Source organism: Halomonas halodenitrificans DSM 735, from assembly GCF_000620045.1.
GTDB lineage: Bacteria > Pseudomonadota > Gammaproteobacteria > Pseudomonadales > Halomonadaceae > Halomonas > Halomonas halodenitrificans.
Map to the genome: position 1 here is coordinate 1 of NZ_JHVH01000034.1, position 17867 is coordinate 17867.

A 17867-nucleotide genomic window follows, 5' to 3' on the forward strand; every position below is an offset into this window, starting at 1 on the left:
CCGCGGCCTTTTTTGTTATGGCCAATTCCTCTGACATTTCAGAGAGTTGCCGCTTAAGTCGAGCGTTCTCATCGGCCAGTTTTTGCTCGCGATCGGAGGTGTTCTTCTTCTGCTGAGCTTTGGCACGCCATTGATAGAGCTGGCTTGGCTGCAGACCCAGCTCACGAGCAGCAGCGGCAGCCCCCACTCGGTCAGCGAGGGCAAGCGCCTCCTCGCGGTAGGCATCAGAGTAACGGGCACGTGTCTTCTTCATCGGAGTAGCTTGCTTTGCCATGGGTCACCTCGTTGAGTGTATACCTTAACGGGGTGTCCACTGTTGGTGGGCAAGATCAACGCCGCGGGTGATGGGATGTAAACGAGTGCCGGAACCGCCGGCGAGAATAATGCCTTTACGTGCCATGATAAGTCATCCGTGAATCGTTAATTGTGAGTGGTGAGCCCGGCGTCGCCGGGAGCTGTAAGCCTTACGCTGTAAGCGATAAGAAGAACTGCTTGAAAGTGATGAGTGGTGAGTGGTGAGTGGTGAGTGGTGAGTGGTGACTACTTACCTTTCACTATTCACAAGCGCGAAGCGCGCTCACTATTCACTATTGAACAGTTATCAATCACCCATTCACTGTCTTCCATTCACCCAACGTCAACGCCAGCTGCTCCTGCCAGCTGGGGAGCTGAATACCCAGGGCCTGCTCCAGCTTGTCGAGCGAAAGGCGCGAGTTAAGTGGCCGTTGGGCCGGTGTAGGATATTCCGCCGTGGGAATGGGGGCGACACTGTCCGGCGTGATGGCCAGCTCTTCTCCCATGGCCGACGCCTGACGAAAGATCTCGCTGGCGAAACCCTGCCAGCTGGTCTCGCCCCGTGGCGCAAGATGATAGATACCGGACATCTTCGGGTGAGGGCTAAGGGGTGAATCGTGAGGGGTGAGGGGTAAACCGTGCAGCGCCAGGGCAGTGACCTGGGCGATCAACCGTGCCGGGGTAGGCGCGCCGATCTGGTCGCTGACCACCTTCAATGCATCACGCTCGCGCCCCAGGCGCAGCATGGTCTTCATGAAGTTGTTGCCGCGGGCGCTGTACACCCAGCTGGCGCGAAAGATCAGATGCTCGCAGCCGCTGGCCTGCACTGCCTCATCACCCGCCAGCTTGGTCTGACCATACACGCCAAGCGGCCCGGTGGCACTCTCCTCTTGCCAGGGCGCCTCGCCGCTGCCGGGATACACATAGTCAGTCGAATAGTGCACCAGCCACTGGTCGCGCGCGGCACTGTACGCGGCCAGTTGGGCGGGCAGCTCGGCATTGAGCCGACGCGCCAGCTCGGGCTCCTCTTCCGCCTTGTCCACCGCGGTATAGGCCGCGGCATTGACGATCAGCGTGGGTTGGTGGGCTTCCAGCCACTGATCGACCGCCGCCGCATCGGCCAGGTCCAGCTCGGTCCGTTCAGGCGCCAGCACCTCGCCCAGCAGGCAGAGCTGACGCTTGAGCTCGAAGCCCACCTGGCCGTTGCCACCCGTTACTAGAATCTTCATGCATCGGCTCCCAACCGCTCACCCTGATAGCTGCCGTCCAGCACCCGCTGCCACCAGCTCTCGTTAGCCAGGTACCACTCCACCGTCTTGCGCAGGCCGGTCTCGAAGGTCTCCTCGGGTACCCAGCCCAGCTCACGCTCGATCTTGCCGGCATCGATGGCGTAGCGCAGATCGTGGCCGGGGCGGTCCTGAACGAAGGTGATTAAGCTGGAAGCCGGAAGCTGGAAGCTGGAAGAGGCGGGCCTCAGCTCGTCCACCAAGGCGCAGATGGTCTCCACCACCTCGAGGTTGGTCTTCTCGTTATGGCCGCCGATGTTGTAGGTCTCGCCTACCTCCCCTTGGGTGGCGACCTTGATCAGCGCCCGGGCGTGATCATCCACGTAGAGCCAGTCGCGGATCTGCTGGCCGTCGCCGTAGACCGGCAGCGGCTTGCCGGCCAGGGCATTGAGGATCATCAGTGGGATCAGCTTCTCGGGGAAATGATAGGGCCCGTAGTTGTTGGAGCAGTTGGTGATCAGCGTAGGCAGGCCGAAGGTGCGCTGCCAGGCGCGCACCAGATGGTCCGAGCCCGCCTTGCTGGCCGAGTAGGGCGAGCTGGGGGCGTAGGGGGTGGTTTCGGTGAATAGCGGCTTCGCTGCGCTTGCTGGTGAGGAGTGAGGGGTAAGCGCTTCGCTGGTTAGGGGTTTCTCCTCACCTAAATCTCCGTAGACTTCATCCGTGGAGATATGGTGGAAGCGGAAGCCAGCGGCCTTGGCCGGGTCGCTTTCCTTGAGGGCCAACCAGTAGCCGCGGGCGGCCTCCAGCAGCACCGAGGTGCCGACCACATTGGTCTGGATAAACTCGGCGGGGCCGTCGATGGAGCGGTCCACATGGCTCTCCGCGGCCAAATGCATCACCACATCGGGCTGGTGCTCGTCGAAGGCCTGCTGCATCGCCGGCGCATCGCAGATATCGGCGTGGATAAAGGTATAGCGCGGGCTATCGGCCACCTCGGCCAGCGACTCCAGATTGCCGGCGTAGGTCAGCTTGTCGACATTGACTACTTTGTGGTCGGTATTGGCGATAAGCTCGCGCACCACGGCGGAGCCGATAAAGCCGGCGCCGCCGGTGATCAGGAAGGTCTTGGACATTGATAAAAGCCGTGAGTGGTGAGTGGTAATCGAAAGCTTGAAGAGCGTCGCTTCGCTCCTGGAGGCTTGAAGCTGAAAGCACCTAAACCCGGCCTGAGAGGGGGCTGGGCATCATGAACCTTGATTGCCGAACCGGCACGCTACCGCCGACCAAAGCCTCGATGAGCTTCGGCATAAAAAATAATGGGGGTGCATGGTACCCCAGCCACCCAAGGCATCAAAACCGAGCACCCCCTGGATCAAAAAACTCAAGAAAGTTCAAGAGGAGATCGCTGACACTAGATTTACTCCCCCTGCACGCACAAGCCCAGGCATCTGCCTGGGCTTGTAAGCGTCACTTCGTCGATGGTGGAAGACTGGCCCCCAAGAGGGATTATGCCTTCGGCTGAGCCGGTCGCAGGATCACGCGCTTGTTGCGCAGGATCTGGCCATCCTTCTCACGCTCCACCTCGCGGACGATGATGCGGCCAAGGCCGAGTACCCGCAGCCGGCCCGCCCCACGCTCGTTGACCTCGGCGGCCAGTGCCTGCAGGGCACCGCGCACGATGGCGGCCATGCGCTTGTCGTTCATCTTGCCGGCCAGATCGGGGTTCTGCGCCTTCATGCGCTCCACCAGGTCGGCGGGCTTGAGGGTGTCGATCTCGGTCGTTTTCGGGGTACCGGCGGTTGTCTCGGTCATCATGGTCTTGCTCCTTGTCTGGGTCGTTGGGGTCGGCCTTACTCGAGAAGCCCACGCTGGTTAAGGGTCTTGCGCAGCTGCCTGACGCTGCGCATCGCCTCCTCGGCCAGCACCCGCGCCGACAGTTCCTGGCGCAGCCGGGCTGCGGGAGCTCGCGGTGATTGCTCGAGCACCCTGGTACCGCAGCGACTACGCTTGTTGTGCAAGTTCCGCTCTACGCGCCAACCGCGGCATACGCTGAATCGTATCCACGGACCTGTGATCACGACGCCCCACGAGGCAGCGACAATGCAACCAAGACGCCTTTTCTTCGTGCTGTTCATCGCCTGCGCATCGGTAAGCGGCGTCTCCGCTCTCGCTCAGGACCTGGACGTCACGTTCGATACCTACTGTCCGCCTGATGCCGAAGCAGCCTGTTTCGGTGTGGCGGAGGTCATGGGGCTGGACCCGAACGGTGACGGCTTCCTCGCCGTCAGAAGCGGGCCGGGAGCGCAGTATCGGAAGGTAGCCGAGGTCTACAACGGCGACCGGGTCGGCGTCTACGCCAGGCAAGGCGACTGGCAGGCGATCAGCTTCGGCAGCAACAACCGCCTTGGCTGGGTCCACCGGAACTGGCTAGGCAATTATATTCCTTGAAGACCGTGGTTCGATGCGACCGGTAGATCCGGCGAATGCCTCCGATTCAGGTGGCCCCTCCTCCAGCGTGCGGGTGGCACGGGCCACCTCGTCGAAACAGCGCGCCAGCACTACAGTAAGGAGACAGGCCCCTTGCTACCCGCCAGCGGGCGGTTACTGAGGAGGCCTCCTATCACCGACCGGAGCATCAGGCTCCATGTGGGAGGTAGGCATGGCCACCAACAACGTTTCAAAGGCTGTCGGCACGCCGATGACCCTGTCTTGCATCCTGGCTTGCCTAGCCGCCACCCTTGTTCTTCCTGCCGCCGCGGAATTACCCGACGACAGCTCACCTGACCGTTACCTTCACGCCTCCGAGGTCGGTGTCGTCGAACATCGCCTCACCGGCGGGTCGAGTGACGCCGAGGATGAAGATGAGGAGGAAGATGAGGAAACCTCCGGCAGCCGGCCCTCGCCTTCTCCACCTCGGGAGGTGATTCTGGAGGGACCTGGCGAAGTCAGACGCTTCTACCACAAGGTATTTCCGCTCAGCGCCCCCGCATCGAGCACACCAAGAAGCGTCAGCCATCTCGAGATCATCGCTTCCAGAAGCTTTCTCTACCGTCACCGCCATCCCCCTGAAGACTATGCCGCCTACGGCATCGTGGCCTTCCCTTTGTCCGCCACCTCGGCGTCTCGGGAGCGTCACGAAATGATCTGCGAAGCCTATGCAGCGTCACTGCCCGATAGCGCCCTTCTCGAGGTGCCCGTCACCGAGCAGATGGTCACCGTGTGGCCAGTGGATGATGAAGAAGTTGCCGAGCAGCTTCGGGTGGCTTCCGCGACTCCGGGCGGCTTCTCGCTGTGCGAAAGGGCCGTCGCCCACTACGATATTCTGACCGCGAAACATTCCATCAACCATGCCCGGCGCGCCGGGCTGGACCTTGGGGACGGGCGCGGTCCCTTCCTGCTCGCCTGGTCGCCTTCTTCCCGGAAGGGAGATCCCGATGCTGTCGTCCTGTATGTCGACCTTTCCAGATACCATTCACAGCCTTCTATCAACGCCATCTTCCAGAGGTGGGCCATGGACATTGAAAGCAACCCCCGCCTCTGGAAAAACGGCTGGGCCATGGGGGATCTACGTTCATTGGTCAGGAACTGGGCCGATGACTTAGGTGCAACCGTGCTTGGGCTCATCGAAAGGGGAGACTGACCTTGAAGAAGCTCATGGAGGCCATCCTCCTCTATAGAACGCCCGGGATCGCCTGCCTTCTCCTTGGGGTGCTTTTCACGACATATATTTCACCCAATACCCAGGCAGGATTCCTGGTTCTGGTCATCATCACTACCCTGGGGCTCCTGGTGGTTTTCAAGCTTGTCGAATGGATATATCACGTTTACAAGAACCGGCGTTGACGCGGGGTCTTCACCCCGCAGCTGGATCAGTGGGAGACCGAGTACGAGCTACTCAGCCAGTTCGACGTGGACGACATCAGCACCGATGCCCTGCTCTTCCAGACCGGCTACCTGACCATCCGGAACCTACAGGTACCGAAACAACCCCATCGCCCGGTACGAGGGCCACTCTTTCTCACAGGTCTACGCCAGCGTCTTCTACAGCCACTTCGCCGCCCTGGGGCTCGCCGTCACCGTGGAGGATGCCAGCCATCACGGCCGCGTGGGCATGACCGTCGACTTCGGCGGCATCTCTACCTGTTCGAATTCAAGATGGTGGAGCAGCTCAAGGCCAGAGGCTATGCCGACAAGTACCGCAGCACCGGCAAGCCGAATCCACCTGATCGGGGTGGAGTTTTCCCGCCGCAGCGGCAGATCGTGGCGTTCGAGGTGGAAAGTGCCCAGTGAGCTCCCATGGAAGTGTAGCTTGCCGCGGGAGCGCAGCTTGCTGCGCGAAGGTGAAGATGCCGAGGTATGCGCCTCTTCTTCGCGAACTGAAGCCGGGACGCCGGGCCGTCGCTCCCACGACCGTCGCGCAGCGCTCTTACGGCTTAAGGCTTACAGCTCCCGGCGCAGCCGGGCCGAGGAAGCGCAGCTTGCTGCGCGAACGGTGGTATTACGCCGGACCGGCACTCCCACAAAGCCTGTGGCCTTCCCGGCCGGGGGGCTCCCCCCTCACCAAGTGAGGTCGGCCGTCAGGCTTTCGGCTGAGCCGGTCGCAGGATCACGCGCTTGTTGCGCAGGATCTGGCCGTCCTTCTCACGCTCTACCTCGCGGATGTTAATACGGCCGAAGCCGGGCACGCGCAGGCGGCCCGCCTCACGCTCGTTCACCTCGGCGGCCAGCGCCTGCAGGGTACCGCGCACGAGGGCGGCCATGCGCTTGTCGTTCATCTTGCCGGCCAGATCAGGGTTCTGCGCCTTCATGCGCTCCACCAGGTCGGCGGGCTTGAGGGTGTCGATCTCGGCGACTTGCGGGGTACCGCTGGTGGTCTCGGTCATCATGGTTCTGCTCCTTATCTCGATGGTTGGGGTCCGCCTCAGTCGAGAAGCCCACGCTGGTTGAAGGTCCTGCGCAGCTGCTTGATGCTGCGCAGCGTCTCCTCCGCCAGCACCCGAGCCGTTTCTTCATTCTCCGTGCCCTGCTGCTCGAACCACTCCCGCGCCTGGTCAATCTGCTCGGCCAGGGTCAGCGCCGCCAGCTCCTGCTTGAGCTGATGACTGCGGTGCTGGGTGGCCACCCAGGTATCGAACTCGGCGACCTCTTGCGCGGTCAGCTGCCCGCGCAGCTCGGCGGGCAATATAGGGTTCGCCAGCTTGACGCTACCCACCACCTGGGCACGCCCCCGCTTGATGGCGGGGTCATAGTTCATGCGGACCAGCTGGACGACCTGCTTGCGAACACGGAAATGCATGGGAGCTCCTCGAAGGCTTACACAGGCAATATATTGCCCGACCAAAAGGAGTGCAAGGTTTTTCAGGCAGCCCCTCATCGCGCGATAAATCGCGCTCCTACATCAAACCACCAACGTCGTAGGAGCCGGATTCATCCGGCGAAGATGAGCCACCGTTTCACTGATCGCGCGATAAATCGCGCTCCTACATCAATCCATCATGTCTACGCCTCCCGGCGCAGCCGGACACTTTCCGCCTACGAATGCTTCAACAAATGCTCCACCATCGCCCGAGTGGCGGCATCATCAACCCAGTCGCCGGCGGCGTCACCGGCCGCCAGGCTCTGCTCCAGGCCCTGGGCCAGTCGCTTGCCCAGCTCCACCCCGGGCTGGTCGAAGGGATTGAGCCCCCACAGCAGCGATTGGACGAACACCTTGTGCTCATACATGGCGAGCAGGGCACCCAGGTTCCAGGGCGTCAGTTCATCCATCACGAGCACCGAGCAGGGCTGGTTGCCGCGATAGCCGCGGGCCATATGGGCCTGCAGCGCGGCGGGTATGGCGTCGTCGCCCAGGGCCATCAGTTGCGCCTGGGCCAGGCAGTTGGCAAGGGTCAGACGCTGCTGGGCATTCAGCGTCTTCTGCAGTGCCTCGGGGGCCTGGGCATGTCGGCGCGCCACGGCAATGAAGTCGGCGCTCACGGTATGGCTGCCCTGGTGCAGCAGCTGGTAGAAAGCGTGCTGGCCGTTAGGCCCTACGTCGCCCCACAGGATCGGGCAGGTGGTGTGCTCGACGCTCTGCCCATCCCGCCCCACGCTCTTGCCGTTGGACTCCATCTCCAGCTGCTGCAGGTAACCGGGCAGGCTGGCGAGCCGACCATCGTAGGGAAGCACCGCATGGGAGGGGATGCCCAGGAACTGACTGTTCCAGGCACCCACCACGGCCATCAGCACCGGCAGGTTGCGTACGGTGGGCGCCTCGAGAAAGTGGCGATCCATGGTATGGGCGCCGGCCAGCAGTTCATCGAAGGCCGGCATGCCGATCTGCACCGCCAGGCTGATACCGATGGTCGACCACAGCGAGAAGCGCCCGCCTACCCCCTCAGCAAAGGTCAGCCGGTGCGCCTCGGGAATGCCCAGGGCAGCCATCTTCTCCGGCCGGGCGGAAACGCCGATCAGCTGCTGGCGGCAGATCGCCTCGCGGCTTGCCCCCAGCGCACTGCTCAGCCATGTCAGGGCCGTTTCCAGGTTGTAGCGGGTATCGGCGGTAGTGAACGACTTCGAGGCCATCACCAGCAACGTGGCCGCGGGGTCGAGTCTTTCGAGCAGCACCACCAGCTGGCTGGCATCCATGGTGGAGACATAGTGCACCGAGGGGCCGCGGGTCGGGTGCGTCTCTTCCAGCGCCTCTGCCACCAGCCGCGGGCCGAGATCCGAGCCGCCCACGCCGATATGGATCACATGACGAATCGGCTGACCGGTCACACCACGCCACTGCCCGGCACGCAGCCGTTCGACCAGCACCGCCATACGCCAGCGCTGCTCGGCGGCAAAGGTCACCTCCGCCTCACTGCCCGCTACAGGCGGTGTTTCCTGTGGCCAGCGCAGGGCGGTATGCAACGCCGGGCGTCCCTCGGAAGGGTTGACGATGCCCGCGGCGAACAGCGCCTGGCGCTGCTCGGCCAGGCCGCAAGCCTCGGCCCACTCGGCTAGATGCTCGAGCGTCTCCGGCTGCAGGCGCTGGCGAGAGAGATCCAGCCGCCAGTCGGCGAACGAGACCTCGAGTCGCCGTTGACGCGCCTCGGCCTGACTACCGGTCAGAAGGTCGGCCTGGCAGAGCGATGACAGATGGCCGGCTTCACCGCCTAGCACCTCAGTGAGCATGACCGGCTTGGCTGCCCTAGCAGTGACGGTTTTTTCTTCCTTGAATGACATCGAGTTGCTCTCTATTGACGGCTCTGCTGCTGACAAATCATCAATTTTAGGCGACCGGCCGCCTCAACACTGGCAGCATATCAGGGCAAGCCTGGCGATAAACCTCCAGATAGCGCTCGGCCATCTGGCTACAGCTCACCTGCCCTTGCCGCTGCCACTGGGTGACACACTCGGCGGCTCGCTGCCATTCTCCTGGCTGTGTAGCCACATCCAGTGCCTCGGCCACCGCTTCAGCGGTAAACGGGCTGACCCGCCAGCCTGCACCGGTGGCGGCCAGGCGTTCGCCTACAGCGCCAATATCGAACCCCAGCACCGGCAAGCCGGCAGCCCACAGCTCTGTGAGAGTGTGGCACCAGGTTTCCGGCCATAGCGAGAGCACTGCGCCCAGATGGGGGCGAATCTCCGCCACATGGGAGTGGAACGCCTCGCGCCGGTAGGTACCGTGGAACACCACGCTGGCCGGCCAGTCACCCTCCAGGCCGCCATCCACGCTGCCCAGCACATGCCACTCCACATGGCTCAGTTCGGCCATGCCGGCCAGTTGCTGGAGCACCCCGGCCCCCTTGGCCACGGCGATATGCCCCGGCACCAATACCCGCAGGGGCACACCGGCCTCGGGCTCTACTGCCAGCCGGGCAATCTCGGTAAAGTCCCTTCCGTGGGGGATCACTGCAAAGCGGCCGTTATCCAAGGCAGGGAAGATCGACAGGATCAAGTCTCGCGCCGCCGCGGTGGTGGTCACATAGGCATCGCACAGCGCTAGCGCCCCGGCAAAGCGCTGCTGCCAGGCATACACCTCATCGTGCTTGAGGGCAGCGAACTGCTCGGCAGGCCATAGCTCAGGCTGGCACTCGCCGCGGCTGCGGGTACAGCGCCCCGCGCAGAAGCGCAGGTTCTCGTCCAGCAGCTTCAGCGAGGGACAGATACTGTAATAATCGTGGAAGGAGCAAACTACCGGCAGCCCCAATTGCTTGGCGGCGGAAATCACTCCCAGCCCCTGCCACACCAGGTGGCGAATATGCACCAGCGTGACGGCGTACTCCTGCAGCCAGCCGGCAACAATCTGGTCGTACTCCACCGAGGTGTGTAACCGGGCGGTGATGGGCACCGCCAGGCGTTGGCGCGCCACCGGCACATAGATGCCGGCATGGAAGAAATAAAGCACCAGATCACGACCGGAGCAGCGCAGCACCAAGCACTCCGCTTCTCCTTCAAGGGCCTGCATCAGGTCCTGGTTGGTCTGCGGCGTGCCACCGCTCTGCACGGAGAGCACATAGAGCACCCTTAGCCGGCCTGTTGCGGGTCTTGCGGGAGCGCCCTGCGTCACCCAGGCCGGCACGCCTTCTGGCAGGGGGCCTTCAGGCCAAGCATCCGGTCGGGCCAGTGCGCGTCCTTCCTGCTGTCCCCAGGTCAGGTAGTGCACAAGGGCGTTGCCTCCCGCCTCGGCCACATCCGGGTTGGCGGCCAGGTAGTCCGCCGGGCTGAAGCGAGGACCGGGTGCGCGACCCTCTGACAGGCCGAAGTTGAGAAAGTGCTCCAAAGGGCTTAGCTCACTCTCGTCCACGTCGGGGTAGGTACGCCGATACCAGTCGGCCTCGAACAGGCCGGCGGCCTCAAGACGCGCTGCCAGAGCCGGATGTTGCGCTGGTGTCACTCGTCATCCTCGAACGGCGGAAAGATGCGTCGCCCTTCGTTGCGGCCGTGGAGCAGGTAGTGCACCAGCGGGTTGGTGCCCGCCTCGGCCACATCCGGGTACGTCTTGAGGTAGTAGGCTGAATCGAACTCTGGGCAGGGATTGCGCCCTTCAAAGCCACCATGGCGCAGATAGTGCTCGTGCGGCGCCTTGGAGTACTGCTCCGCCTGGCGCACATCAGGGTAGGCGGCCAGATACCACTCCGCATCGAACAGGTCACTCTCCTGAACCAGCTTCGCGTGCCGCTGCAGCTTCTCAGCATCCGTCTCCTTGCCGCCGCCAGCTTGGGGGGCAAGCTCGGCGGCCTGGCGCGACTGCTCTGCAGCCTCGGCCAGTTGCCGGCGCAATTCGCCCAACTCCTGTTCCCAAGCCGCCTGTTTCGCCTGCTCCTCCTCCAGAGTGCGGGTAGCGCGGGCCACTTCATCGAAGCAGCGCGAAAGCTTCTCTTCCTGCTGCTCGAGGCTCTGTTTCACTTCACTAATCCTCGCCTCTAGCGCCGGCGGCCTGCTCTGCTCTGTCACGTTACATCTCTCCTCAAATGCCCATCGCATCAACAAAAAGGCCGACACCCGCCAAGGTATCGACCTTTACAGCATACCGCTACATGTCCATAAGCTGGAAGCCTGCTCCCACTTCGCCACAAACCAGAGGAACTCGATGAATCGCGAGATAGCCCATGCAAGCATCAATCGGGGCGGGGCCCTTCGCCGGATAAACCCGGCTCCTACGCTGCACGGCTGACGCACAATAGTCGTAGGAGCTCGATTCTTCGCGCGATGGCATGTTCCATCACGGCAACATCGACTCCGGCACGGTGAAGGGGCGTTCAGCAGGTTCGGCGGGCAGATAAAGCCGTTCTGGCTGCCCTGCCCCGGCACGGTGCCAGGCCTGGCTGGCCTCACGGTAATCGGCCCGTACCCCACCGAACTGGGTGACCAGGTGCGTCGCCCCCACCGCGGTCAGCGAATCGGCCACGGTCCGCCCGAAGGCCAGCGGTACACCGGGCAGCACCTCGCCGATGGACTGGTCACCAAAGGCGGCACGGATACGGTAGTAGTATTCGGTATCGGCCTCTACCCGCACCCGGTCCCAGTAGCCCAGTGCCTCGAACACCTCGCGGCGGAACATCAGCGAGGAGACGTTGCGGTAGATCCAGCCCTCCTCCATCCGCCAGCGGCCGAAGATCAGCTCGGGCGTACAGCGCCCCCAGTGGGAGCAGCACGCCTGCCACTCGGGATGTGCCTCTAGCCCCGCCAGCTGGGTGGCCAGCTTGTCGGGGTGAGACCAGTCATCGCTGTCGTGCACGGTGATGAACTCGCCCCTGGCCTCTGCCAGCCCCCGGTTGCGCGCCGCATAGGCGCCCTGATTGGAAGGCTGGCGAATTAACCGGAAGCGGGCGTCGCTTGCGGCGAAGGCCTCGGCCACCGCCGCTGTATTATCCGGTGAGGCGTCGTCAACCACGATAACCTCCAGCCTCACCCCGCGCTGCGCCGCCAGGCTGCGTAGCGCCGTGGGCAGTGTACTTGCCGCCTTAAAGGCCGGCACGATCACCGTCACCTCCGGTGCCACATATTCGTAGGAGCCCGATTTATCGGGCGATTGTTTCTCGGACGATGAAACGCCCAAATTATCCATCCCCAGCCCTGACTCCGGGTCAGCCAGTTCGACCTCCGTCAGGCCATGGGCGGCCCACCCCCCATTGACCCATGCCAGCCGCTGTCGCTGCCATTCGCCTTGGCGATCGGCACCGGCCTCGGGATAGACCGCTGCCTGCCAGGCCAGCAGGTTGGCCACCGCCAGGCGCGTATCGGGCCACTCGGGGGCGTGCTCCTGTAGGGTGGCGAGCGCCTGCCAGGCACGGGCCAGCTGGCCGCTACGCCCGAAGGCCTCCACCGTGAGCAACTCGGGGCCATGATGGCTGGGCAACCCGCCCTTGCCGCTAGGACGACGGGCGAGACAGGCCGCCGCCCGGGCCCACTCCCCCTGCCAGGCATACCAGCGTCCCAGGGCGAACCCTGCATAGCTGGCCTCGGGAAGGGACGTACCGGCCGATAACCCTTCCAGCGCCTGCAGGCAGGCCGCCACCGGCTCGGTTTGGCGCCACAGCGCTGAGTCCCAACGCTGCGCCTCCAACCCGCAGGGCAAGCGCCCTTCCTTCTCGCCGTGGGTGATAAAGTGCAACAGCGGGCTGACACCCGCCTGGGCGATATCGGGGTACTCGGCCAGGTACCATGCGGGATCGAAGCTCGGACAAGGCCGCCGCCCGAGAGGCTCCCCCACGCGCAGGTAGTGTGCCTCCGGTGTCAGGCCAGAGAGCGCCACATCGGGATACTGAGTCGAATACCAGTCGGCATCGAACCAGGGGCTTTGTTCAAGAAGATCCTTTTCTGGCCGCATATCACCTACCTCTCGTAGGAGCGCGAGTTATCGCGCGAAATATGTCCCTATCGTACGCACGATCGTAGGAGCCCGATTTATCGGGCGATTTTCAGCCCTACGCGCGCAGTTCCCGCGGCAACAGGGCCGCCGCCTCTCTGTCCATCACGATCGTCACATTGCCATGCTGCTTCAGCGCCGTGGCGGGCAGGGCTTCATCCACACCACAGTGGTACAGCTCGGCCATGATGCCCGCCTTGCTGGGGCCCGTGGCCACCAGCAGGATCTCCCTGGCCTCCAGAATATCCTGGATGCCCATGGTCAGCGCATGGGTGGGCACTTCGCTCGGGTCGCTGAAGAAGCGACCGTTATCGATGCGGGTCTGCTCGGAGAGTGCGATCACCTGGGTGCGGCTGGTGAAAGGAGTGTGCGGCTCGTTGAAACCGATATGGCCATTGGAGCCAATGCCCAGCAGCTGCAGGTCGAGCCCGCCCACGGTCTGAATCGCATCGGAATAGGCCCGACAAGCGCCTTCAAGATCCCGGGCCATGCCATCAGGAAGATGCACCCTCTCTCGCGGCACGTTCAGCTTGTCGAACAGATGCCGGCACATGTAGTGGCAGTAGCTCTGTGCATGCGATGCCCCCAGGCCAACATACTCATCCAGATTGAACGTGGTCAGCCGCGATAGATCCACGGGGTGCTGCCACAGCCAGTCCACCAGCCGGGCATACACCGGCTCCATGGTACTGCCCGTGGCCAAGCCCAGCACCGCGTCGGGTTTGGCCAGGATCCTGTCCAGCAGCCGCTGCGCGGTGTAACGGGAGACGTCATCTATCGTTTCGAATATCTTGTACATGTAGACGTTTCTTGGTGAGTTATCGATAGGCCAGGCGTTGCTGCCACAGCATTTCATCGCGCGATAAAACGCACTCCTGCAGCTCCCGGCGCCGCCGGGCTCAGCTCAGGGCATCGGCGATCTGCCTGGCGCAGCGGCTGGCCTGCTCGGCATTTTCCGCTTCCACCATCACCCGCAGCAGGGGCTCGGTGCCGGACTTGCGCAGCAGCACCCGGCCGCTCGCACCAAGCCTGGCTTCCACCTGCTGCACTGCGGCCTGTACGGCTTCGCTTTCCAGAGGGTCGGCGCCGGCGCTGGCCTGGTAGCGCACGTTGATCAGGGTCTGAGGCAGCTTGCGCATCCCCTGCTTGCGGAGTCTGTCAACATAGTTGGCATATAAAATGGTTCTGGCTCTTTAAAACCCTGCTGCCTGTGGCACCGGATCCCGCTCGGGATTCAGGTGCACTATCTCTGGCAGGCTGAGTTTCCGGATGTCACCCGACCAGCGCTCCGGGTGACGTTGCTTCGCCGCCTCGAAGACCTCCCGGCGCTGCGCCAGGATGCCTTTGGCCTCGCCGTTATGACGCTGGCTCGGCGTGATGTAGCGAAGGGCGCTGTGCCGATGCTCGTGGTTATACCACTCGGTGAATTGCTGGACCCACTCCTGAGCCTCAGTCAGGGTGGCGAACCCGTCGATGGGGAAGCCCGGCCGGTACTTCAGCGTCTTGAAGGCCGACTCGGCGAAGGCGTTGTCGTTGCTGACCCTTGGTCGGCTGTACGACGGGGTGATGCCCAGGTCGTAGAGCTTCTCCAGGAAGGTCGCCGCCTTCATCGGGCTGCCGTTATCTGAGTGCAGAATCAAAGGCTTGTGACGATCGGTGAGGTGCTCGCGCCAGCAGGCCTTCTGGATCAGCTCGGCGGCCAGCTCGCCGGTCTCGGCTTCATAGACCTCGTGCCCAACGATCTTGCGGCTGAAGACGTCCATGATCAGGTACAGGTACCACCAGGTACCGCGTGCAGGGCCCGGTAGTGGAGTAAGAAGCAGGGCGTAGTCGAGCTATTTCCCTACTTCTCCTCCCCGAACCGTACGTGCACCTCTCAGCGCATACGGCTCTCCATTCAAGTGTGGCTCAAAGCCATGGCAACATCTCGGTAGCGCGAAGTGACGGTGTTGCGTACCTCTTCCTGTGGCAGATAGGGATTTGCCTCAGGAAGCCGCCATCGGAAGGTCATCTTTCGACTGGTTACCAGACGTCTCAGGCTCGTTACGCAGAAAACACCTCTGCCATTTGGGCCAAAGAATTTCCATGTCTTGGCTTGTTTCTCTTTTGGTCTCAGGAAGTGTTTTCGCATCATGGACTTTATCGATGCGCGATACTTCCTTGATAGCCAGTGGCCAAATCGCCAGAAGACAATGCCATCTATCTTCCTGTAAGTGATCGCGGTGTAGTCGGTATGCTGGTAGAAATTTGCCCATCCCGCCAGTCGGCGATTCAGGCGGTCCACCATGTCAATCCTATTCGCGCTATGATTGCTAGACAATTCTTTCGCCAGTGATGCAGCGAAATTCTTTGCCTTTTCACGGGGGATGGACGTGACCGGGCGCATTGTGCCATTGGGACCGCGTTTACGGACTACTCTATGACCCAGGAAAATGAACCCATCATTCACATGTGTAACATGGGTCTTATCCATATTCAGAGTTAATGAGAGGTCGTCCTCAAGGAACAGTCGGCACTCCTCGCGGATAGCCTCAGCATGAGCCTTGTTTCCTTTAACAACCAAGACGAAATCATCAGCGTAGCGACAGTAAGCTACCGCTGGTCGCCAATGTCGTCTTTCTCGCATGGCGATTGGAAATTCTCGTTGGATGCTAGAGTTCCAGTACCAACGATCTTTGCGAGCCTTCTTGCCAAGATAGCGTTTCTCAAGCCATTGGTCGAATTCATTCAGCATGATATTCGACAGTAATGGTGAAAGCACACCACCTTGCGGAACGCCGTCGTGAGCAGCATGAAACAGCCCTTTGTCGACATGGCCCGCTTTGATGAATTTCCAGAGGAGGTCTAGGAAACGACTGTCACAAATCCGCCTGCGAACGCACCGCATCAGCTTTCGGTGGTGGACAGTATCAAAGTAGCTTGCCAAGTCGCCTTCTATGACCCAGCGGCCCTTTGTTTCTCCACTATCCGTAAGCTGCAATTTCACGGTTCGGATAGCATGGTGCACGCTTCTTTCGGGGCGGAAGCCGTAGGATAAGCGATGGAAGTCGCTTTCCCATATGGGCTCCATTGCCATCAGCATCGCACGTTGTACAATCCTATCTCGCAGTGTTGGTATCCCCAGTGGGCGCTTCTTGCCGTTGGCCTTCGGAATATAGATACGACGAGCAGGCTGAGGCTGATAGGTTCCAGCCAGCAGCTCTGAGCGAATATCATCCACATAGTGGCTAATATCCTGCTCTACTACTCGTCGAGTCTCACCGTCTACCCCAGCAGTCTTGGCCCCCTTTGATGCCAGTGTTTTCCACGCAGCATCCAGGAGCCAATCGCGCCCTGCAATCAGCCTCAACAGTCGATCAATCCTACGATTCGGATCTTCTGTTGACCATGTTGCTAGCTTGCTCTGCATTTCCCTGATTATCAAAGGTCTTCACCTCTCTCAGTCAGGTAATTAGTGGAACAAGCCACTTGAACTGCCTCCCTTCGCCATGTGGTGGGCTTTCCCCACCTCGGACTACTACGGAGGCTCCGCCAGCTTGTTGGGCATCGGGGTCGCACTCCCTTACCATCCCATACAAGCCTTCCCTCGTTTACATGCTGGACTCAAGCGTATGGAGGAGGTTGCCGATCGCAATCTTTACCCTTGCATGCTGCAAGTTGGTGTACCCGGTACGGATTAGCTGCGCACTGTCCATACCTCTGTTGGCAACGACTTGGCTATTCGTTGCCCGCAGCAGAAGTGAGCCGTACCTGTACTCACTGCTGGGGTACACACCTCCAATAAGCCGTGTAGGAGGTGGCGACACGTTCAGCCCACAGACGCGGATTAATCGGTTCGTGTTCCTCAACCTTTCCATACTTAGCCTAGAGGTGCATCTTGGCGTAACGGCTTCGCCTCACACCCCGTTTCCCACGGGTTACATCACCCTGCCAGTGCACTGCAGGTCACTGCCGCTTCGGCTCATGCCCTCTCACAGCAGAGGGCAGCCCTTCACTAGGAGCATCCTGCTCGTCATGAAGGTATTCCAGTCATGCTCGTGCCCATTCAGCTACTTCCTGCTGCCTTCAGGGTCGAGGCACACACCAGCTGATATCCCAGCACCAAAGCCGGTTTGGTGCCGTGGCCTGGTGCGTGGTCGGCGGTCGCTTGCGCTGTGGGGCCTGCTGTCGGCCCCGGTGGTGTTGCTGGTCATATTCATGAAGCACTCGGTACATCGTCGACTCAGAAGCCAGGTAGCGGCCCTTGTCCGCCTGGTCGGCCACGATGAAGGCCGGCGGGCGGCTCCGATACTCCGGGGCGTTGCACAGCACCACAATCGCCTCTCGTTCCTCGGGCGACAGCTTGTTGGCCGGTTCTGGGCGGTCGGCGTCGGGGCGGCGATCCGCCGTCACTTCGCCTTCCGCGACCCAGCGGTAATAGGTTCGCACATTGATGCCCATCACCTGACAGGCCTTGGCCAGCCGAGCACCGTCACGCTGGGCGTCTTGCACCAGAGTCACGATACGCTGGCGATCCGGGAGGCTGGTCAGTCGTCCTCGTCGTTGGTCGTGCCCCAGATCGCCTCGGCCTTTTTTGACAGGGCCAACAGCGCCGCCGTCTCGGCCAGGGCCTTGTCCTTGCGGTGTAGCTCGCGCTCCAGCTTACGGAGCCGCTTCTGCTCCGCCTTACGCGCCTGGCGAAGCTGCTTGGCCTGCGCTGCCGCATCGTCGTTGGCGTTCATGCAGGCATCCCGCCAGGCCTCCACCTGCTCGGGATAGAGCCCGCGCTCGCGGCAGTAGGCGCTGACTTCAGCCTCGTTCATCGGAGCTGTCTCCAGGACGATCTGGAACTTCTCCTGGCTGGTCCACTGATCTGGCTGGGTAGAACGTGATGGCAAAACCTGTCCTCGTGCTCTGGCCTGTTTCCGCCAATTGTAGAGGGTTGTCGCGGTGATGCCTTCCTGCTCGGCTAATTCCGGGATGGTCATGCTCATGGGCGGTGCCATCTTCTTGAGGATGGCTTCCTTACG

The 17867-nt window shown here is 62.0% G+C and carries 21 protein-coding genes and 1 pseudogene; 4 read left to right on the forward strand and 18 right to left on the reverse strand.

Features of this window, described 5'->3' with window-relative positions; all coding sequences use genetic code 11:
* The 6 genes and pseudogenes from Q358_RS0113370 to Q358_RS18645 all read right to left on the reverse strand — a co-directional run.
* Nucleotides 1-274: transposase (locus Q358_RS0113370; RefSeq protein WP_043488179.1), on the reverse strand; the 274-nt coding region annotated here is incomplete at its 3' end.
* A gap of 57 nt (nucleotides 275-331) precedes the next feature.
* Nucleotides 332-400: pseudogene (locus Q358_RS18640) on the reverse strand (sugar phosphate nucleotidyltransferase); the annotation flags it as partial.
* A gap of 205 nt (nucleotides 401-605) precedes the next feature.
* Entirely contained in the window at nucleotides 606-1523 is a 918-nt protein-coding gene (gene rfbD / locus Q358_RS0113375) for a dTDP-4-dehydrorhamnose reductase (protein ID WP_027962459.1), read from the reverse strand.
* The gene (locus Q358_RS0113380) at nucleotides 1520-2653 is read right to left on the reverse strand and encodes a dTDP-glucose 4,6-dehydratase (RefSeq protein WP_027962460.1); all 1134 of its coding nucleotides are present in this window, start codon (nucleotides 2651-2653) and stop codon (nucleotides 1520-1522) included. The genes rfbD and Q358_RS0113380 overlap by 4 nt, the downstream gene beginning before the upstream one ends.
* Before the next feature lie 373 nt (nucleotides 2654-3026).
* On the reverse strand, nucleotides 3027-3335 hold the full coding sequence (locus tag Q358_RS0113385) for a hypothetical protein (RefSeq protein ID WP_027962461.1): 309 nt from the start codon (nucleotides 3333-3335) through the stop codon (nucleotides 3027-3029).
* A gap of 35 nt (nucleotides 3336-3370) precedes the next feature.
* On the reverse strand, nucleotides 3371-3538 hold the full coding sequence (locus Q358_RS18645) for a hypothetical protein (RefSeq protein WP_156940922.1): 168 nt from the start codon (nucleotides 3536-3538) through the stop codon (nucleotides 3371-3373).
* A gap of 82 nt (nucleotides 3539-3620) precedes the next feature.
* Here Q358_RS18645 and Q358_RS18015 point away from each other — a divergent pair, with 82 nt between their 5' ends.
* From Q358_RS18015 to Q358_RS19060, 4 genes are all read left to right on the forward strand, one after another.
* A complete protein-coding gene (locus Q358_RS18015; protein ID WP_051530386.1) occupies nucleotides 3621-3968 on the forward strand; it encodes an SH3 domain-containing protein in 348 nt (115 codons plus the stop codon).
* A 211-nt stretch (nucleotides 3969-4179) separates the two neighbouring features.
* Nucleotides 4180-5160, forward strand: coding sequence for a hypothetical protein (locus Q358_RS0113400; RefSeq protein ID WP_156940923.1), 981 nt, complete (start codon nucleotides 4180-4182; stop codon nucleotides 5158-5160).
* A 2-nt stretch (nucleotides 5161-5162) separates the two neighbouring features.
* Entirely contained in the window at nucleotides 5163-5363 is a 201-nt protein-coding gene (locus Q358_RS18650; RefSeq protein WP_027962463.1) for a hypothetical protein, read from the forward strand.
* Nucleotides 5364-5675: 312 nt separating this feature from the next.
* On the forward strand, nucleotides 5676-5810 hold the full coding sequence (locus Q358_RS19060) for a hypothetical protein (protein ID WP_281172984.1): 135 nt from the start codon (nucleotides 5676-5678) through the stop codon (nucleotides 5808-5810).
* 287 nt (nucleotides 5811-6097) lie between these two features.
* Here the strand turns inward: Q358_RS19060 and Q358_RS0113415 are convergent, their stop codons facing one another.
* The 12 genes from Q358_RS0113415 to Q358_RS18655 form a co-directional block, all read right to left on the reverse strand.
* The gene (locus Q358_RS0113415; RefSeq protein ID WP_027962464.1) at nucleotides 6098-6406 is read right to left on the reverse strand and encodes a hypothetical protein; all 309 of its coding nucleotides are present in this window, start codon (nucleotides 6404-6406) and stop codon (nucleotides 6098-6100) included.
* Between the two features lie 35 nt (nucleotides 6407-6441).
* Nucleotides 6442-6816: a hypothetical protein gene (locus tag Q358_RS0113420; RefSeq protein WP_027962465.1), complete on the reverse strand. Its 375-nt coding sequence runs from the start codon at nucleotides 6814-6816 to the stop codon at nucleotides 6442-6444.
* Nucleotides 6817-7052: 236 nt separating this feature from the next.
* A complete protein-coding gene (pgi, locus tag Q358_RS17525) occupies nucleotides 7053-8729 on the reverse strand; it encodes a glucose-6-phosphate isomerase (RefSeq protein ID WP_245598325.1) in 1677 nt (558 codons plus the stop codon).
* Between the two features lie 46 nt (nucleotides 8730-8775).
* Nucleotides 8776-10383: a glycosyltransferase gene (locus Q358_RS0113430; protein ID WP_027962466.1), complete on the reverse strand. Its 1608-nt coding sequence runs from the start codon at nucleotides 10381-10383 to the stop codon at nucleotides 8776-8778.
* Entirely contained in the window at nucleotides 10380-10943 is a 564-nt protein-coding gene (locus Q358_RS0113435) for a hypothetical protein (RefSeq protein WP_156940924.1), read from the reverse strand. Before Q358_RS0113435 ends, Q358_RS0113430 begins: the two co-directional genes overlap by 4 nt.
* 268 nt (nucleotides 10944-11211) lie before the next feature.
* Nucleotides 11212-12819, reverse strand: a complete 1608-nt coding sequence (locus Q358_RS0113440) for a glycosyltransferase family 2 protein (protein WP_051530390.1) — start codon at nucleotides 12817-12819, stop codon at nucleotides 11212-11214.
* 97 nt (nucleotides 12820-12916) lie between these two features.
* Nucleotides 12917-13657 (reverse strand): glucosamine-6-phosphate deaminase, encoded by a 741-nt coding sequence (nagB, locus tag Q358_RS0113445; protein WP_027962469.1) that lies wholly within the window; start codon nucleotides 13655-13657, stop codon nucleotides 12917-12919.
* A 100-nt stretch (nucleotides 13658-13757) separates the two neighbouring features.
* A complete protein-coding gene (locus tag Q358_RS0113450) occupies nucleotides 13758-13997 on the reverse strand; it encodes a hypothetical protein (RefSeq protein ID WP_027962470.1) in 240 nt (79 codons plus the stop codon).
* A 54-nt stretch (nucleotides 13998-14051) separates the two neighbouring features.
* Nucleotides 14052-14681, reverse strand: coding sequence for an integrase core domain-containing protein (locus Q358_RS17530; protein WP_084286566.1), 630 nt, complete (start codon nucleotides 14679-14681; stop codon nucleotides 14052-14054).
* Between the two features lie 74 nt (nucleotides 14682-14755).
* A complete protein-coding gene (gene ltrA, locus Q358_RS18320; protein ID WP_342665557.1) occupies nucleotides 14756-16207 on the reverse strand; it encodes a group II intron reverse transcriptase/maturase in 1452 nt (483 codons plus the stop codon).
* A gap of 716 nt (nucleotides 16208-16923) precedes the next feature.
* Entirely contained in the window at nucleotides 16924-17415 is a 492-nt protein-coding gene (locus tag Q358_RS17535; protein ID WP_156940925.1) for a helix-turn-helix domain-containing protein, read from the reverse strand.
* On the reverse strand, nucleotides 17385-17867 hold a 483-nt coding region (locus Q358_RS18655), incomplete at its 5' end, for a transposase (RefSeq protein ID WP_043488375.1). The genes Q358_RS18655 and Q358_RS17535, both read right to left, overlap by 31 nt.

What these genes read in the sequence shown, in the direction of transcription:
- Q358_RS0113450 (WP_027962470.1), bottom strand. Translation starts at nt 13,997, where the DNA reads ATGCGCAAGCTGCCTCAGACCCTGATCAACGTGCGCTACCAGGCCAGC.
- rfbD (WP_027962459.1), bottom strand. Translation starts at nt 1,523, where the DNA reads ATGAAGATTCTAGTAACGGGTGGCAACGGCCAGGTGGGCTTCGAGCTC.
- Q358_RS0113420 (WP_027962465.1), bottom strand. Translation starts at nt 6,816, where the DNA reads ATGCATTTCCGTGTTCGCAAGCAGGTCGTCCAGCTGGTCCGCATGAAC.
- Q358_RS0113380 (WP_027962460.1), bottom strand. Translation starts at nt 2,653, where the DNA reads ATGTCCAAGACCTTCCTGATCACCGGCGGCGCCGGCTTTATCGGCTCC.
- Q358_RS0113440 (WP_051530390.1), bottom strand. Translation starts at nt 12,819, where the DNA reads ATGCGGCCAGAAAAGGATCTTCTTGAACAAAGCCCCTGGTTCGATGCC.
- nagB (WP_027962469.1), bottom strand. Translation starts at nt 13,657, where the DNA reads ATGTACAAGATATTCGAAACGATAGATGACGTCTCCCGTTACACCGCG.
- Q358_RS0113385 (WP_027962461.1), bottom strand. Translation starts at nt 3,335, where the DNA reads ATGATGACCGAGACAACCGCCGGTACCCCGAAAACGACCGAGATCGAC.
- pgi (WP_245598325.1), bottom strand. Translation starts at nt 8,729, where the DNA reads ATGTCATTCAAGGAAGAAAAAACCGTCACTGCTAGGGCAGCCAAGCCG.
- Q358_RS0113400 (WP_156940923.1), top strand. Translation starts at nt 4,180, where the DNA reads ATGGCCACCAACAACGTTTCAAAGGCTGTCGGCACGCCGATGACCCTG.
- Q358_RS0113415 (WP_027962464.1), bottom strand. Translation starts at nt 6,406, where the DNA reads ATGATGACCGAGACCACCAGCGGTACCCCGCAAGTCGCCGAGATCGAC.
- Q358_RS18015 (WP_051530386.1), top strand. Translation starts at nt 3,621, where the DNA reads ATGCAACCAAGACGCCTTTTCTTCGTGCTGTTCATCGCCTGCGCATCG.
- Q358_RS19060 (WP_281172984.1), top strand. Translation starts at nt 5,676, where the DNA reads ATGGTGGAGCAGCTCAAGGCCAGAGGCTATGCCGACAAGTACCGCAGC.